17 protein-coding genes are annotated in these 16,511 nt (G+C 33.6%); 10 read left to right on the top strand and 7 right to left on the bottom strand.

Going from position 1 to position 16,511, the window contains the following annotated elements; genetic code table 11:
- Positions 1 to 108: 108 nt before the first annotated feature.
- The 8 genes from MODO_RS13320 to MODO_RS13285 all read left to right on the top strand — a co-directional run bounded on the left by MODO_RS13320 (position 109) and on the right by MODO_RS13285 (position 7,929).
- A complete protein-coding gene (locus MODO_RS13320; protein ID WP_006258210.1) occupies positions 109 to 1,389 on the top strand; it encodes a T9SS type B sorting domain-containing protein in 1,281 nt (426 codons plus the stop codon).
- Positions 1,390 to 1,579: 190 nt separating this feature from the next.
- Positions 1,580 to 2,347, top strand: a complete 768-nt coding sequence (locus MODO_RS13315) for a sulfite exporter TauE/SafE family protein (RefSeq protein ID WP_006258209.1) — start codon at positions 1,580 to 1,582, stop codon at positions 2,345 to 2,347.
- Positions 2,348 to 2,353: 6 nt separating this feature from the next.
- Positions 2,354 to 3,493, top strand: a complete 1,140-nt coding sequence (locus tag MODO_RS13310; RefSeq protein ID WP_006258208.1) for a hypothetical protein — start codon at positions 2,354 to 2,356, stop codon at positions 3,491 to 3,493.
- Positions 3,494 to 3,504: 11 nt separating this feature from the next.
- Positions 3,505 to 4,194 carry an SMI1/KNR4 family protein gene (locus MODO_RS13305; RefSeq protein WP_006258207.1) on the top strand — a complete coding sequence of 230 codons (690 nt, stop codon included), beginning with the start codon at positions 3,505 to 3,507 and terminating at the stop codon, positions 4,192 to 4,194.
- Between the two features lie 113 nt (positions 4,195 to 4,307).
- Positions 4,308 to 4,907 (top strand): GrpB family protein, encoded by a 600-nt coding sequence (locus MODO_RS13300; protein ID WP_059051213.1) that lies wholly within the window; start codon positions 4,308 to 4,310, stop codon positions 4,905 to 4,907.
- A gap of 420 nt (positions 4,908 to 5,327) precedes the next feature.
- Complete coding sequence (locus MODO_RS13295; RefSeq protein WP_006261500.1) at positions 5,328 to 6,044, top strand: hypothetical protein; 717 nt, start codon at positions 5,328 to 5,330, stop codon at positions 6,042 to 6,044.
- 4 nt (positions 6,045 to 6,048) lie between these two features.
- The gene (locus MODO_RS13290) at positions 6,049 to 6,762 is read left to right on the top strand and encodes a YwqG family protein (RefSeq protein WP_058699810.1); all 714 of its coding nucleotides are present in this window, start codon (positions 6,049 to 6,051) and stop codon (positions 6,760 to 6,762) included.
- 138 nt (positions 6,763 to 6,900) lie between these two features.
- Positions 6,901 to 7,929: an NAD(P)-dependent alcohol dehydrogenase gene (locus MODO_RS13285; protein WP_058699811.1), complete on the top strand. Its 1,029-nt coding sequence runs from the start codon at positions 6,901 to 6,903 to the stop codon at positions 7,927 to 7,929.
- A 204-nt stretch (positions 7,930 to 8,133) separates the two neighbouring features.
- Here the strand turns inward: MODO_RS13285 and MODO_RS13280 are convergent, their stop codons facing one another.
- The gene (locus tag MODO_RS13280; RefSeq protein ID WP_058699812.1) at positions 8,134 to 8,748 is read right to left on the bottom strand and encodes a DUF3267 domain-containing protein; all 615 of its coding nucleotides are present in this window, start codon (positions 8,746 to 8,748) and stop codon (positions 8,134 to 8,136) included.
- Between the two features lie 148 nt (positions 8,749 to 8,896).
- On the opposite strand from MODO_RS13280, the gene MODO_RS13275 reads away from it, so the two are divergent.
- Entirely contained in the window at positions 8,897 to 9,190 is a 294-nt protein-coding gene (locus MODO_RS13275) for a thioredoxin family protein (protein ID WP_006261496.1), read from the top strand.
- Positions 9,191 to 9,350: 160 nt separating this feature from the next.
- Here the strand turns inward: MODO_RS13275 and MODO_RS13270 are convergent, their stop codons facing one another.
- The 4 genes from MODO_RS13270 to MODO_RS13255 form a co-directional block, all read right to left on the bottom strand.
- Positions 9,351 to 10,232 carry a hypothetical protein gene (locus MODO_RS13270; protein ID WP_059051210.1) on the bottom strand — a complete coding sequence of 294 codons (882 nt, stop codon included), beginning with the start codon at positions 10,230 to 10,232 and terminating at the stop codon, positions 9,351 to 9,353.
- Between the two features lie 6 nt (positions 10,233 to 10,238).
- Complete coding sequence (locus MODO_RS13265) at positions 10,239 to 10,856, bottom strand: hypothetical protein (protein WP_006261494.1); 618 nt, start codon at positions 10,854 to 10,856, stop codon at positions 10,239 to 10,241.
- Positions 10,857 to 11,062: 206 nt separating this feature from the next.
- Entirely contained in the window at positions 11,063 to 11,668 is a 606-nt protein-coding gene (locus MODO_RS13260; protein ID WP_006261493.1) for a hypothetical protein, read from the bottom strand.
- Between the two features lie 50 nt (positions 11,669 to 11,718).
- Positions 11,719 to 12,345, bottom strand: a complete 627-nt coding sequence (locus tag MODO_RS13255; RefSeq protein WP_006261492.1) for a hypothetical protein — start codon at positions 12,343 to 12,345, stop codon at positions 11,719 to 11,721.
- Positions 12,346 to 12,593: 248 nt separating this feature from the next.
- On the opposite strand from MODO_RS13255, the gene MODO_RS13250 reads away from it, so the two are divergent.
- Entirely contained in the window at positions 12,594 to 13,157 is a 564-nt protein-coding gene (locus MODO_RS13250; protein WP_006258197.1) for an alpha/beta hydrolase family protein, read from the top strand.
- Positions 13,158 to 13,707: 550 nt separating this feature from the next.
- On the opposite strand, the gene MODO_RS13245 is transcribed toward MODO_RS13250, so the two are convergent.
- Positions 13,708 to 14,823: a metallophosphoesterase gene (locus MODO_RS13245; RefSeq protein ID WP_006258196.1), complete on the bottom strand. Its 1,116-nt coding sequence runs from the start codon at positions 14,821 to 14,823 to the stop codon at positions 13,708 to 13,710.
- A 1-nt stretch (position 14,824) separates the two neighbouring features.
- Entirely contained in the window at positions 14,825 to 16,510 is a 1,686-nt protein-coding gene (locus MODO_RS13240; RefSeq protein ID WP_006258195.1) for a RagB/SusD family nutrient uptake outer membrane protein, read from the bottom strand.
- Between the last annotated feature and the right edge of the window lies 1 nt (position 16,511).

The raw sequence follows: 16,511 nt of genomic DNA, 5'->3' as shown, positions 1-16,511 counted from the left end.
TTTGGTTTTATTGTAAAACGACCTCGTAGGGATAAGGTTAAAAAAACCAGAGATTGAAAGCTAATATTGCTTTTAAAGCTGGGGATAAAATGAATAAAAAGAGTAGTTATGAAAAAGAAGAATATCAGTTTAATAATTCTTGGGCTAGTGCCATGTATTGCTTCAGCACAAACTGTAAATGAAGGAATATTATCCGTTATGCCAGGTACAGAAATGGGTACTGTAGCGGAGTTTATTAACGAAAAGAAAGGTGACTTTACTAATGATGGTACTGTTTATTTCTTTAATAATTTTACAAATGAAGGAATCTATAGTATTAGTAAAAATGCGAAGACAGGTAAAGTCGTGTTTAGTAGATATGAGAACGAAACAGGGGTACAGACTATTTCGGGTAACTCATTTACTGAGTTTTATGATGTAGTCTTAAATAATCCACAGACAGCAGGAGCTTTTGATCTGAAAACAAATATAGATGTCTATGGAACAATGGATTTTCAAGACGGAATTGTAAAGGTAGACTCGACTTTGAATGCAACAACAGGATTATCAAAAGGGATGATCAGTTTCCAAAAAGGAGCAAAAGCAATTAATGTGAGTGATAAAAGCTTTGCTGATGGTGAGATAGAGAAAATAGGAAACGATGAGTTTATGTTCCCTCAAGGAAATAAAGGTAACTTTAGATATGCTAAAATCTCTGCTCCTAAAAGTGATAAATCTGTTTATGTTAGTAGATATATTTATGATGATAAACAGTTCTTCGAATCTCATAGTAATAAATCTGGAGTAATTAATTTATTGAATACAAAAGAGTTTTGGTTAGTAGATAAAGGAAATAACACAGAAGGAGATGTCTTGCTAACCTTGAGTTGGAGCGAGAATACTACATTGAAAGAGATGTTACTAAATCCAGAAAAAGATTTACATATTATCCGTTGGGATTCACATAATCTTATTTGGGTAGATGAAGGAGGAGTAGTAGATATCGCAAATAAAGAAGTAACTACAGCTACTGCTGTAAATGGTTATGGATTCTTCACTTTAGGGACAGTAAATACTGATGTAATGTTAGATGGTGATGTAGTCGTATATAACGCTGTTTCTCCTAATGGAGACGGTAAGAATGATTATTTTATTATTGATAATATTACTCGTTACCCTAATAACAAAGTACAGATCTTTAATAGATGGGGAGCTAAGGTGTACGAAACAACCAATTATGATAGTAATGGTAATGTATTTAAAGGATATTCAGAAGGGCGTGGTACTATGAATAAAAATGCTAAACTACCAACAGGTACTTACTTCTACGTCTTAACATACGAATATTCTGATGCTAGAGGAGCTAGAATTATCAAGAAACAAGGATACTTACATTTAGAGAATGAATAAAGTTAAAAGAAAATGATTAATAGAGTTATTAAGGTATTATTGACATAGATGCTCTTAATACAAAATGAAAGAAAACCACTAACTATTGTTAGTGGTTTTTTTATTAACTAGTGGTTTTTAGATAAAAAAGGAAAAATACACTTTAGAAGATAAAGTAATACTTCTACATTTGTGTACTTATAAAACACAAATGGAATTAGATATCTTATTGTATTTAGGAATAGTTGCTTTCTGTGCTGGGTTTATAGATGCCATCGCAGGAGGAGGAGGACTAATACAAACACCACTAGGCCTAGCCTTATTACCCCAACTCCCTGTATCGACTGTGATAGGTACACTTAAGATTCCCGCTTTTTCAGGAACGGCTATAGCTGTCAGACAATATTTAAAGCAGACTAAGATAAACTGGATGTACTTTGCCCTATTAGCCTTGATCTCTTTTGGAAGTGCTTTTGCAGGCTCTTATGTTTTGACGATAGTGAATAATGACTTTATGAAGCCTTTGTTATTTATCATCTTAATAGCCCTATGGATATTCACTTATGTCAAAAAGGACTTCTCTAGAAAAGCGATTACTAATATTACAGATAGACAGAAGTATATCTGGGGAGTTATCATTTCGGTAGTAGTAGGTTTTTACGATGGTTTTATTGGGCCAGCTACAGGTACTTTCTTTATTATGGGATTTGTTTTTTTAATTGGTTTTGACTTTTTTAAAGCATCTGCTTATGCAAAACTGATTAACCTAGTGACCAACTTTGGTAGTATCTGCTTATTTTTATTAAAAGGAGCTATTATATGGAAAGTTGCTATCCCAATGGCTGTTTGTAACGGTTTAGGAGGATATTTTGGAGCGAAGATGGCTATTCTAAAAGGACAGGTATGGGTGAGATATATCTTCTTATTCATCATGTTCATTGCTATTTGTAGATTTGGATATGAAGTGTGGTTTAAATAAGAAAGTATGGAAAGAGATAAACCATTTTACTTATCACTGACTAAAGAGAATAGTCATAAAGTAAAGATAACAGCAGGACAAGGTCGTTTTGCGATAGGTACTAAGGGAATTACAATGTCTAAATGTGATGCTTTAGTAGAGAGAGAAGATACTATTAATTGGAGCGTATTTAATGAGTTTCAAGTTCCAGCAGGAGGTAATTGGCCTCGTGTGATGGAATACCACGGAGATGATACGTCATTTATCCAGTGGAGTGCTACTCGTGAGATGGAACAGCTAGATTGGGTACCACTAGATTGTAAAGAAGCTGATTTTAGTCAAGCAGCTATCAGAAGATTAGTAGTGACTATTGATCATCCTATTCGCTTAATATTAGGCAAGGGAGTGAAAGACATCTCTATTAGAGGGAAGGTCAGTAATCTAACTTTAGAGAACTATGAGCACCTAGAAGCTTTGTCTTTTTCGTTTGCTAATGATACTGTATCTCCCTTGAGATTACAAGTACTTAAAACGACAGCACATATCAAGGAGATCAATATTCATACTAAAGTGAATGGGCAACCTTTTGATTGTAATAGTTTATCGCAATTCACTAATTTGACAGCAATATCGCTATCTGGTAATGTATGTAATCTAGGTGAATTAAAGCAGTTTGAGAATTTAGAAAGCCTAGAGTTGAGGTATATGCCTAACCTAGAAGGAATACCAACTTTAGCGAGTTGGTCTAAACTAAATTATTTCATTGGTTGGAATATTGAGGAAAAGGGCGGTAAAGAATTAAAGAAACAATTAACTGTATTAGAGAAGGAGAGAACCTTTCAATACGCTTCTGTTTCTAATTTAAAGAAGCCTGAGTGGTTTATTACTGAGTTTAGTATCCCATTTGGATCTTGGACAGGTAAGAATAATAAAGTGACTGTAAAAGCGTATAAAGAGGCTCTAAAGGTAATTAAGAAAGCTAAGACAAAAGAGGAAATCAAAGAAGCGATAAAGGTATTAGTAGAGATAATAAATAATCTACCGAATATCGAAACTACAGAGAGAGAAGATACTTGGGAAGCAGTCATGCAATTAGTTTCTTTTAGCTCTTTAGTAATAGCGGAAGAAGAAGCTAATCAGTGGTTTGATGAATATAGAGACTTTTAAAAAGAATAGCTATGACTATAACAGAATTAGAACAGAAATATAATATCGTTTATCCTGAGCTTTATAAGCAGTTAGAAAAGGATAATATGTTAGAAGTAGGAGAGTACAGCTCTATGTGGTATGCAACGACATTTCCGAAGTTAAAAGATAATCCACCTTTATTGTTATTTAGTGATGACTTCGAATTGACTCCTTTAAAGGATGTTGATGAAGATATAGCCTGGCTAAGAGATCCTGATAATTATATGGAGATAAAGGAAGAGTATAACTTTATTTCGTTTGCTAAGAATGGGGCAGGGGATATGTATTGCTTCATGATGAATGAAGAAGTAGACGGTGATTATCCTATCGTATATGTATGGCACGATGATATAGAAGCTACTTATGAAGCGAAGAATTTAAGAGACTTTATCTTTAAACGCATCGTGATGGATATGAGTCAGCTAGATACCTATAACAATCAGTCTGATCAAGAGTTTATAGAAAACCTTAGGGCTACCCTAAAGACACATATACAGTATCTATCAGAGGATAAAGTGGCTCTTCTACAGGAGTTAATAGAGCGTCCTATCATCGATTATAGATTAGAAGATACCAATGATAAGTATAGAGGATTATTGACCTATACAGAGTATAAAGAGATATTAGCGAAGTACATTCCTTATGAGAAGATGAATGTTTCGTTTCCATACTCCGAATAAGATAGTTGAAGCACCAATATTGTTTATTGGTGCTTTTTTTGACTTTAGTTTTAAGTGTCTTAAAGAGTGAAGAGTATCTTTGTAACGAATAGAACCCAGTATATCGTAAAACCATGAAAGTAGCTTTTGAGAAATACAATCCTCAGTGGAGAGAGGAGTTTGACCTTATAAAAGGAGAATTAGCACCTGTATTAAATCACTTAGAGGTACAGATAGAGCATATCGGGAGTACTTCTGTAGAGGGATTATCTGCTAAGCCTATTATCGATATTATGATAGGGTTAAAATCAGAGGAAGATTTAGATAAACTGCCTAGCCTTATGACTGCAAAAGGGTATATCTATTATGAACTATACAATGAAGAAATGCCTTACAGAAGATTTTTCGTTAAGTTGGATCAAGAGCCTAGTGTATATGGATTTCCTACTCAGATAGGAATAGGAACAGAAGTGCCTGAAGGGCTACACAATCACGATATAAGAGTAGCTAATATACATGCTATCCCAGTGGATAACATGAACTGGACACGTCATATCGCTTTTAGAGATTACCTAAGAGCACATCCTGCTGTGAAAAAGGCTTATCAAGAATTAAAAGAAAAACTGAGCACAATGGAGTGGAGAGATGGAAATCATTATAATGAAGGTAAGGATAGTTTTATAAAAACAGAAGAAGCTAAGGCTATAAAGTTGTTTTTAGATAAAAAGAAATAATAATGTTTCTTTAAATGTTAAAATTATTTACTATATTAGTATTTGTTAAAAAACAAAAGAAAGTTATTATTAATTCGCATAAAAGCCGTAGCCTTATTTTAAGACTACGGCTTTTTACTTTATATATATCTTAATCTAAATACAATACGATGAATAATAAAATAAGAGCATATCAACAAATAGTAAAAGGAAGGGAAGTACCCTACAGTATATAAACACTGTCTCGTCCTACTATGACTGTACAGTTTCTTTGATCTCCACTAACTGTATTGTATGTTTTTAAGAAGAAAGTACACTCTTCAGAAGTAGTTAGACTGGTGTACTACTGTGATAATACTACTCTAAAATAGCTGTTTTCATTAAGGTGAAAGCAGATTTAAAAATGTATTTTCGTGTTCTATTTTAGAAAAAAGAAAGTCAATGGAAATCGTGTTATACCCTAAATTTGAAGAGGTCTTTATAGATGATACAGTAAGGGGAATCTTCTATCCACTGTGTACAGTGGAACTAGCTTCTGGTAAGAATGTACACTTTGTCTCTCATAATGGTATCTGGACAAATGATGAAAGTAATTCTGATCAGAATTCATTTGATCATTTTTGTTTCTCATTAAAAGAAGGAAAGTATGTATTTAGTGGAGATATTACTCTATATAAAGGACATAAAGTGGCTCAGGCTGTATCTTCTGTATTAGAAGAAGAGTTCTGGACAAATGCAGATTATTATTTTAAAGCGAAGATGTCTCTAGAAGACTATACTGAGAGGGTAATACCTTTAGTGACTGACTTAACTGATGATGAGCTAGATCTAGAGACCTATATAGAGTTCTTCTATGCCTATTCTTTAAACAAACTAGTTTTTCAAAAAACAGGACAATTTGCTAAATATAGACAATTAATAGATGGCTTTGGCAAGGCAGATCCTAGCCCTTATGTGTATAAAGTGGGAGACGAGGATTTTGATACTACTTCGCGTTATAACGAACTAAGTGAGATAGTGTCAGCTTCTTTTATATCAGATAATTATACGCCTATTGGGATGACGATAGGATGTGAGTTCTTTACAGATGGTAACGATTGTGTACTTTATTATAATGAGAAAGAGGACACCGTCATTTGCCTTAATACTTATTCTTAAGATTATGAAAACAATAGAACAACTAAAACAAGAGATAGGACGTACTATCACAGCCTTTGAAGTAGGAGGTTTTCGTCCGCTAAATACCATTGAAGAATCTTGGATTGCTCGTGTTACGGCATATAAAGAAGAAGAGGGAATACCGCTAGATGATCAAGGGAGAGAGATGATTCCTTTGTTACAATTGTATTTATCTAATCTGCCTTTTGTACCCAAGGCTTTAGAGGGGATTGTATTACTGACTGTATTTATGTCTTATGAATTTCCTGAACAATTAGAACCGATGGGAAATAAATGGGTGATTAGAACCTATGATTCCTTAGAAGGTGTTGTTCAGAAGGAATTGACTAATAAGGATTCTATTCTACATCCATTTCCTTTAAAACCTCGATTAGAACAGGTAGATTATCCTATCTGGGACGGAGGAGGATTAACCTTAGAACAAGAGGATCGAATCTGTGAGATGGAGGATGAGGGGGTGATGGAGAGCTACTACGATGTGTTTGACGCACATTGTTATGACACTAAGTTAGGAGGGTATCCTTCTTACTGTCAGTCAGGTATCGGAGTATATGAAGAGTATGGAGAGGGATACGAATTTGTATTCCAAATCTCGACTAATGAAAAAGTGAATCTGAATGTAGTAGATAATGGAAGTTTTATGTTTGCTTATAATAAACAATCAAAGGGTTGGAGCATCTATTATGATTTCTATTAATGTATTGCGTATTGTGTAGTTGTGCTGTGAATTAATAAATATATTGATAGATTACTTGTGTAATGTGTAGAGAACGGATATAAACTGACTCTTTTAATCCATTTTTGTAACTTAGTGAGTATACTTAAAACCATAATTATGAAAATGAAAGCAGTACGTTTTTTAGGACTACACGATGTGAAAATCGTTGATGATATGCCTATTCCTGTACCTACAGGAGAACAAGTATTAATTAAAGTAGCAGGTGCTGGTGTCTGTCATTCAGATTTGCATGTGATAGATGACGGTATCGTACCTGGACCTTTTACCTTAGGTCATGAGAATGCTGGTTATGTAGAGGCAATGGGTGAAAGTGTAAAAGGATTTAAAAAAGGAGATGCCGTAGTAGTATATGGTCCTTGGGGATGTGGGCATTGTAAGCCATGCAAACAATCTTCTGAGAACTACTGTGATAACCATGCGAGTCAGGCTGCAGGAGGAGGGTTAGGATTAGACGGAGGGATGGCAGAGTATATGCTAGTACCTTCATCTCGTTTATTAGTGCCGATAGGAGACTTAGATCCTGCTATAGCAGCGCCTATTACAGATGCGGCTTTGACACCATATTCTGCGATTAAGAGATCGTTGCATAAACTGTCTCCTGACTCTTATGTAGTGGTTATCGGTATTGGAGGATTAGGGCATACTGCCTTACAGATATTAAAGGCCGTTAGTAGCGCTACTATTATTGCATGCGATATCACTCAAGACAAATTAGATTTCGCTAAGAAAATGGGAGCTACCTATACTGTTAATTCGACAGATAAGGATGCTGCAGAGCAAATCGTGAAGATAACAGGTGCGAAGAAAGCTATAGCTGTACTTGACTTTGTAGGAGCGACCTCTACTATCGAATTAGGAGCGAAAGTAGTGGGATTAAATGGAGACCTTACCATCATAGGACTGTCAGGAGGTAACTATCCTTTTGGCTTCGGAAAAGTCCCATTGGGAGTAAATGTATCTATACCGTATTGGGGGTCTGAGGTAGAACTAATGGAAGTTATAGAACTAGCTAGACAAAGGCATATCCATATCGAAGTAGAGAAGTTTCCTTTAGATCAGGCTCTAGAGGTATATGATAAAATGAGAAGAGGAGAACTGAAAGGTAGAGCCGTATTAATACCTTAAGAGATAGTATATTAAACCCAGAATAAGCGTTAGCCAAATACTACAAAGCAATTCTACTTCATATCTCTTTCATTAGCTCTAAAACCATACTATAGTATGCTTGTATCACTAATTCAGAGCTATTTTGTATAATTACTTTTCGTTTATCTGTCTATCACTGATTCTGGGTTAAAAAGACAGCCTATGAGCTGTCTTTTTGTTTAATTATTGTTTTAGTAAGTAGTATCCCGCTTCTGAAGGGTGATCTTGTACCCATGTATCCTTATCTTCTTTATAGATGAGGTAAATAATCATAAAGTCTCCCATAGCTGATACAGTAAAAAATATGCCGAATAATAGCATTCCTAAGCTACCTGTCCATATAGCGAGTATAGAAGGGATAAAGCCAAGTATAATAGCTGGCATGATCGCGCCTATACTATAGGCTCTGACTTTAAGTGGCTCTTTACAATGACAGTAAGGAGTGAGATATTCTTTTAGAAAGCCAAGCTTTATAGACTTAAATCCTTTCTTTGCAAATATAGCCCATGTAGCTCCATGTATAAGCTCATGTACTACGATTCCGAGAGTCATAACGACTATGTATAAGAAGCAATAGCCCATGACTAGTAATGGATGTAGTCCTTTTAGTTTAGAAATGCTAATTATTTCTCCCCAAACGAGATAGTATCCAGCAAAATTAACTATCGCAATAGGGATTAAGCTAAGTAGTGCATACCCGTTTGCTTTTCCTAGATCAATGGTCTTCTTCTCTATGGTATAGTCTTCGAATCCTTCAGGCTTAGGTAGCTGAATAGGAGTAGTGGTATTTTCTTCCAAGGTCTGTTAGTTAGGTTATTAGGTATGTAAATTAAGAAAAAAAAACAATATAATGTGCTTTGTACTGTTTAACCTCCCATTCGTATATGACTTTCTGATAGAATGATATCTAATTTTGCTTTAGTCAAACGAATTAAAAAAAGAAGAAATGAAGTTAGCTGAGATTTTAAAAGAAACAGATAAACCAGTATTGTTACAGTTTTTTGCAGAATGGTGTGGACCCTGTAAGATGTTGACTAGGATAATAGATGAATCGGTAGGAGAGATTACAGAGCATGCCTATTTGCAACGTATAGATGTAGATCAGCATCAGGAGATATCTGCTCAGTTTCACATACGAGCGATTCCTACTATGGTACTTGTAAATCAAGTAGGAGAGGTACTGTGGAAACACACTGGAGTGATGGAGGTAAGAGATATCGTAAAAGAGATAACGAAGTAATTGATTATAAAGAGTTAGCCTAGTGTATATACTTTGGTATATTAGAGTATATAAAGGTTATAATTGCATTTTATATTATATGAGCAAGTAGGCTGATGGCCTACTTGCTTTTTTGATGGTATAAATAAAGGAGCTCATGGAGCTCCTTTATGTGTTATTTTTAATAATAAGTATCTTGCATTATATCACTTTCGTAATTACCTCGATTGTTTAGGTGAATACCATTATATCTAATCGGGAAGTAATAATCTTCCTTAGTAGCAGGTTTAGTAATAAACTCAATATATTTTAAAATCATTTCTTGATTCGTTAAATCAGATACATCGATGCTGTTCTGTCCAAAAAAGATCATATGTATAGACGCATCATATAGGATTTGATTTGCTTCTTCATACTGTTGAGTCTCTTTATGACTATAAATATTAAAAGCTTTTGTTACATTTTCTCGTGATTGATTAGATTCAATTAAGATATCAGCTCTTTTTCCGAAACTTATGCTTGTTACTAAGATAGGATCTTGACTCTCGATGTTTTTTAATGCTTCCTTTGAAATATATCGACCTTCTTTATTGATTGGGTCAACAATATTTAAAGAGAAAAGAATCTGCTCACTTTTACCAAAGAATAAGTTCTTAGAAGTTATTTTTTCCACACCAAAGTAGTTTTTTAGCGCTTCATAAGTATTGTAAGCTTTATCTACATATTTTAAAGAGTTGACTTGAGAAGGACTTGAAAATGAAAAACCTTCATTATTATTACTTTCAGCTAGTTTAGTGTAATGTTTATCTATAATAGAATGCCAATGATCTTTAGAATAATCGCTAATTTCAAAAGCTAACTCTCCTAAAAAAGAAGGAAGAAGCACATGACTTGTTTCTGTTGCAGTAGCTAACCTTTTAGGTTCAGTACTTTTTAAAGATTTTTCATTGAATATTGCACCTGGATAGAACTCTTCTGATTTCACTGCATTGCTACCAAATGTCTGAGCGAAAGTTACACTACTAAAAGCTAAGGCAACTAGAGTATAAAGTATTTTTTTCATGATGTCTTAGTTTTTTTGAGTGTATTTAAATTCAACTTTCAAGTATTTACCACTTGTGTTCTTTAAGTGATTATACTTATTAGCAAATGTAGTAAAGTCTACTTCTCCGTATTCTTGAAGAGAAGTTACGTTGTTTACATTTAATGTCTTATGTGCTCCCTTAATACGGAAGAACGAAGAGTATACAGATAGACTCTTTTTATCCTCTGATATTTTAGCGAAAGTATAAGATGGATAGTCTTTAGTCGCTTGAATAACGATATTGTTATTCTCTATTTTTACAGTATATTCTTTTACTTTACTTTCGTTATAAGTAACCACTAGTTTTTCTTTATCTAAGGTTAGTTGGATAGGTTTTAAGTAGGCTAGAGTAGGTTCCCATTCTTTAGAGACAGTAGTTCCTAGATCTGTAGTCGCATTGTCTTTAAAAGATACTTGCTTAACAACATTCTGAGCACTGAAGTCAAAAGTAATTGCTGTGGCAGGCTCAGGTTTCTCTGGCTCCGGTTTTTCTGGATCAACAATAGGTGGCTTTACTGGGCTGCTGTCATCACTGCTACAAGAAGCAGTAATAACTCCTATGGCTAGACACAGGCTAAATAATTTTACAGTGGTACGTATCATATCAATTCGTGTTTGTTACAAGGTGTCAGATATGTGTTTTTGTTAAAATTAACAATGTTAATTATCCTCAATTGTGTGATTTATACCGTAAAGAAGATTGCGTAAAAATATGTGTAATACTATTTAGTTGATGTTGATATAAGTACTGATGATTATGTCAAAATATGTCTTTTGAAAAATAATTAAAAAGTAATAAAAAAAGGAGCTCATGGAGCTCCTTGTACTATTTTATATTCAAGTGAAATGCGTAAATACTTTCCTTTAATATCTTTTAGATGATAGAATTGTTTGGTAAAGGATAATAAATCGATTGCTTGATAGTCGTGTATTTCTTCTTTTTGTGTCATTAATGAAACCTTGTCTAATCCATCTATTTGATAGAAAGAAGAGTATAGTGTTATACTTTTATTATCCTCTGCAAGTGTAGCAGCTGGTAGAAGAACGCCATCACCTCTGATAAAGTAGATGGTACGCTCTATCAGTTTGATCACATAGTTTGTATCCTTACCATTGTTTAGTATTACACGTAGGCGCTCTCCATCTAATGTCATGGATACAGGTCGGATAGCTTCTATTTCCTTTTCCCAATCTTGGTCCAAAGTTATTGTCCCTTGATTGGTAATTGCTTTATCTATGAAGGTACTTTGCTGTTCTATAAATACAGAGCTAAAACTATAGGTATGAGGCTCTGTTAGATCAATAATTTCCTCTTCTACAGGTGGAGTGATTTTAATATCATCATCACTACTACAACTAATAGTAAGAAGACCTAGTGATAATAGCGGAATAAATAATCTACTGAATTTAATCATTTCTAAATAACATTAATCATAAAGTAAAGATAGACAATACCTAGATATATTTATTCTTTTATTTCATTGCTAAGATGTGTATTTTGATCTGCAAATGATTTACCACAATTATGACAAACGCCTTTGCTAGGATCTACATCTTCTTCTTGAGTTTCCCATATATAAGTAGTACCACACGAGCATTCTATAACATAGAAGGGCTCTTTATCAGGTGTTGTTATAAATTTATGGAATACCCCAAAGTCAAGGTTCAACTTACTTATCTTTTTGAGTTCTTTTTTCTTGATTACTCCTATATAATAAGCTTCATCTCCTCTCTCTAAATTGCAGACCGTATAATTTTTAGGTAGTTTCTTACGGATTTGATTAATCATATAAGCAAGAGCTTCCCCTTTGTCGATCTTTTCTTTTTTTACAGCTTTAGAGACTTTTTTGTCTAATTTCTTTTCATTGATTACGAAATCTTCACCTAGTGTATTCATTCTTTGGCTGATAAAAGAAATGGCATCACTATCTAGATGCGGAGCATTAACATTGACTTCATATAAGATTTTGTTTTTAAGCAAGAAGTTAAATAAGGCATCTTCAGGTATGGTATCTTTAGTACTTTGTAGAATACGCGTGTACTCCTCAGGAGATAGTAATGCATTTAGCACTTGTTGATTCGCTTGTTTCATAACGGTTTTGTTTTTTTGGTTACATTATCGTTAGTTGAGTGGGTAAGAAATCTTCTAACAAGATACAAATTAATTTAGGTTAGAAATGTTAATAATGCGATTTTTATTTTGGACTTATTGCATAATAAATATTTAAATGGGCTTTGTAGAGATATTTTTTTAAAAAAAGGGTGGAATATGTAGAAGATAAATGTACATTTAGCCCTTGATAGTATAAAGAATTACTATTCGATAATTAAATATAGATAATGGACAACCTTTTTTTATTATATATCCATGGATATGGATCAAACAGAGAATCACGTAAATTTTATAATATAAAAGAATCTTTGCCAGACTTTCCGGCTGCGGTTTTTGAATGGGATGAGAACACAGATTTTAAGTTGTTATTACAAACAGCTGTAAGACAGACAGCAGAGATTGAACAAATCATTTTAGTAGGAGACTCTACTGGAGCTAATCTAGCGTACCAAGTAAGAGAAGCTCGTAAAGCGTTAGGGTTAAAGACAATATTAGTACTAACTAGTCCATTGCTAGATTATGATAAACGTCTTAATGCTGATCTACAGTTTACAGAGAATCTTCAAGAGAGTTTAATAAAAATAAACAATGTAGAGGACGCTTTAGTGATTATGGCTAAAGAAGATGAGGTAATTGATTATAGTAGTTTCGATGTAAAGAATAATGCTTCTAATAGTACTGTGATTTATGTAGAGGATAATCACAGGTTAGAAGGGTTTATCAATTATGTTGGCTATATAATAGGTTATATTGTCAATAAGAGTGTTAGACCAGAAGTAGAAGTAAACTAAAATAGCAAAGCAACCTGAGGGTTGCTTTTTTTAGATATTTTGCACGCTCGTTGGATGTAATTAAAAGGTTTGATTTTTAATAGTATTTATTGGACTATCAAAGATGAATTTATTTTAACCTTTAGAAGATTTAGATGTGTATGTAAGTTATGTGTATAGAAAAAGAATCAGAGGAATAAGTACTTGCTATATTAGGGTGCTATGGTTTAAGGTAATTACTTCAGAGCAAACTAATTAAATACAAATAATTAAAACCAAGAATTACAAAGAAGTCAGTGTTTATGTAAATTATAAGTTCACTTTAAATCATCGCAATTTTAAGGTTTTGGGAGGGTTTTAGGAAGAGAGTTTTAAGAGTGAAAGTAACTTTGGCTAGTATTCAGAATTTAATATTAGATGATCTGAACAGTATAGTATTGGGACTTGTAATATAGAAATGACAGGAAGTACTTATGACTGGGCATTAAGAGGGTGTTTTTAAGAGGATGAGGTATAAATAAAAAATCACCAAGAAATAGTCTTGGCGATTTTTGTTGTTGAAAGGTTTTGATTAATCTAAATGAATTAGGTATTGATTTCTTTCATCTCTTTTATGAGCTAAATGAGCTGTTTTTGGGGAGATACCAAATAGAGGAGAGAAGGTCTTAACCTTAATAGTTCTATTGTCGTCATAGAATTCTAATATTCTTATAAAGCCGTCTCCTCCGTTACCTTGATGGCCGCCACCTTCTGATTGCATATCAAAGAGCATCTGGTGTACTTCTTGTCCAAAGTTGTTTTTATCTACTCTATATCCTTCTCCCGAAATATGTCCAGATAGGACTAATTGCATATTCTTTGTTTCTTTTACTATTTTATTCCAAATCTGTTCTCCATTATTAGATTCAGGGAGTAATATTCTGTCTGATTTTCTTTCTTTTTTATCCTTAAAGTAAGGTTCAAAGATTATCCATTTGTTATCTCCTTCTAATCTTGTATCATTGCGATTGAGATAGGCGTGTGTTAACAAGACGATTTGATGATTTTCATATTGTTTAAATTTTAGAATTTCATTTGCCCAGTTTAGGGTTGTGTTTCGTGGAGCGTATTCTAGGTTGACAATCAGGTAATCTTTATTGTTAATTCCTTTAAACTCATACATGGCATTCGTTAGCGTAGGTAAGTTATGCTCATTAAGTCCATGTTGTACAAGATGTTTTTGATTTAAGTAATTCTTAGTTATAGGGAAGTACTTGTCATATTGGGTAGTTCTCGTTCCTTTAGAGTCTATGGTGTAATCGTGATTTCCTGTTGCTAGAATATAAGGAATCTTATGATCTAAGATAGTAAAGGATTTATCTATAAACTCCCATTGTTGCTTAGAAGAGAGATTTCCATTTAATCCAGGAAGGATTACATCATCTTGTTCTACTAAGTCACCAGTGCACAGTACCATTTTAATATTTAGTTGATCTATATTAGCCTCTATCCATCTATTAATAAGGTCTAGTATAGGTTGATTTTGGCTATATTTAGAATAGTTTTGAATATCAGGAATTAAAATCATAGACCAAGAGTTTGGCTGGTCTAACTCTACTTTTGTCGCGTATTGTTGAGCAAAAGAAATAGGGGATGCTAATAAAAAAAGCACCCCTATTTGGAAATATAAACTATACAAACACTTCATTTTAATAACCAGGGTTTTGGGTAAGGTTAGAATTGATAATAATTTCTTTTGACGGAATAGGCCATAAGTATTGCTTATTCTTATCAAAAGCCCTGGTGGCTAATACTTTTATTTTTCCTTTACTAAGTAATCCGTCAAATACAGGTAATCCATTTTCATCTATGGTTGGTGTTTCTGACCAGAACCACAGTCCTTTATCAACTACTTCTTTTTTTAGTTTGTCAGGGTCTAACATACCATAATTTGGTCTAGTTAGGGCGATTTCGGCATGTTTCCAACGCATAATATCTTCAATTCTTCTATTTTCCCAAGCAAATTCTACTCTTCTTTCTATTCTAAGGTATTTTCTCATTTCAGTTTGTGATGAGATAGTAAGTAATGGAGCAGTAATACCAGAGTCATTATAAGCGCGTGCTCTTACTTGGTTAAACGCTTTAAGCATTTCGCTATCTAATTGGTTTAGTTCTATTTTTGCCTCTGCATACATTAGCAATACATCAGCATATCTCATAATAACAATGTCAGCATCAGAATAAGAATCATCAGACCAGTCTGTATCAACTCCTTTTTTTAGTGTTAATCCATTATAAGAAGCATAGGTATCTACAGATCTTGTGTCTTTATTTTTTACTTGCTTACCTGTTGTAGTGTTAAGGACATTAGTAGAGTAAGGGTTAGGATCATAAATATATCCAAGGTGATCAGTACCAAATTCTACTATAGTTTCTTTTAATCTCGGATCTCTGTTTTTAAATGGGTTTTGAGGATCAAAAAGAGGAGATTGATCTATTGTTTTCCCATCCGTGCATAGATAAGTAGCAAATAATTCCCAAGAAGGTTGTGCTACAGAGCTTCCACCAGCATTTCTAGTATAGAAATTCTTAACTGAGAATATAGAATTATGTTGAGCAGAACGTGGAATAGCAAACACAGTTTCAGAAGAATTCTTAGTTTTAGAAAGGAAATATTCTCCATAATTACTGTGTAGCTTATAATTATTTAGTTTTATACACTCTTCAGCAGCCTTACGTGCTATTTCATAATCGTGAAGATTTAATGCTGTTTTTGCCTTAAACGCTAATGCTGCACCTTTTGTCAATCTTGAATTCTGTGTTCCATTGTACTTAATAGGTAGGTTATTGATTGCAAAGTTAAAATCATTGTACACTTCTTGTAAAATAATTTTTTTATCAGTTCTTCCCATTTTGAAAGCCTCCTCTATCGTAAGCGTTTGAGTATAAAAAGGAACATCGCCAAAGAAAAACAGTAATCTACCGTAGAATATAGCTCTAAAGGCACGTGCTTCAGCTTCAAACTGTTTTCTATCTACTTCTGATAGATTACCTCTGTTTTGCGTTAAGTTTTCTAATATAGTATTTGCTCTAGCAATTCCCTTATAAGTATTCTTCCACAATGCAGCACTTGTACCCCATTCACTATTAATGGTACCAGCAGCATATTCATTCATTACTTGTCTTTGAGACCAGTTATCTGTTAATCGTTCACCAGCCCAGCCTGTTTCAAGATTCCAAAGGTATTCTCTGTAAAAATCATTAATAGAAAGTTCGTATTCATTTTTATCAGAATACCAATTTTCTGAAGAAGCACTAGAAGGAGGGTTTAAATCTAAATCAGCACAACTGCATGTAAAGATAAGTAAGCTAAGTATATAAAGTATTTTTTTCATT

The sequence above is a fragment of the Myroides odoratimimus genome (assembly GCF_001485415.1).
Lineage (GTDB): Bacteria > Bacteroidota > Bacteroidia > Flavobacteriales > Flavobacteriaceae > Flavobacterium > Flavobacterium odoratimimum.
This window is presented reverse-complemented; position numbering and strand designations above follow the sequence as displayed.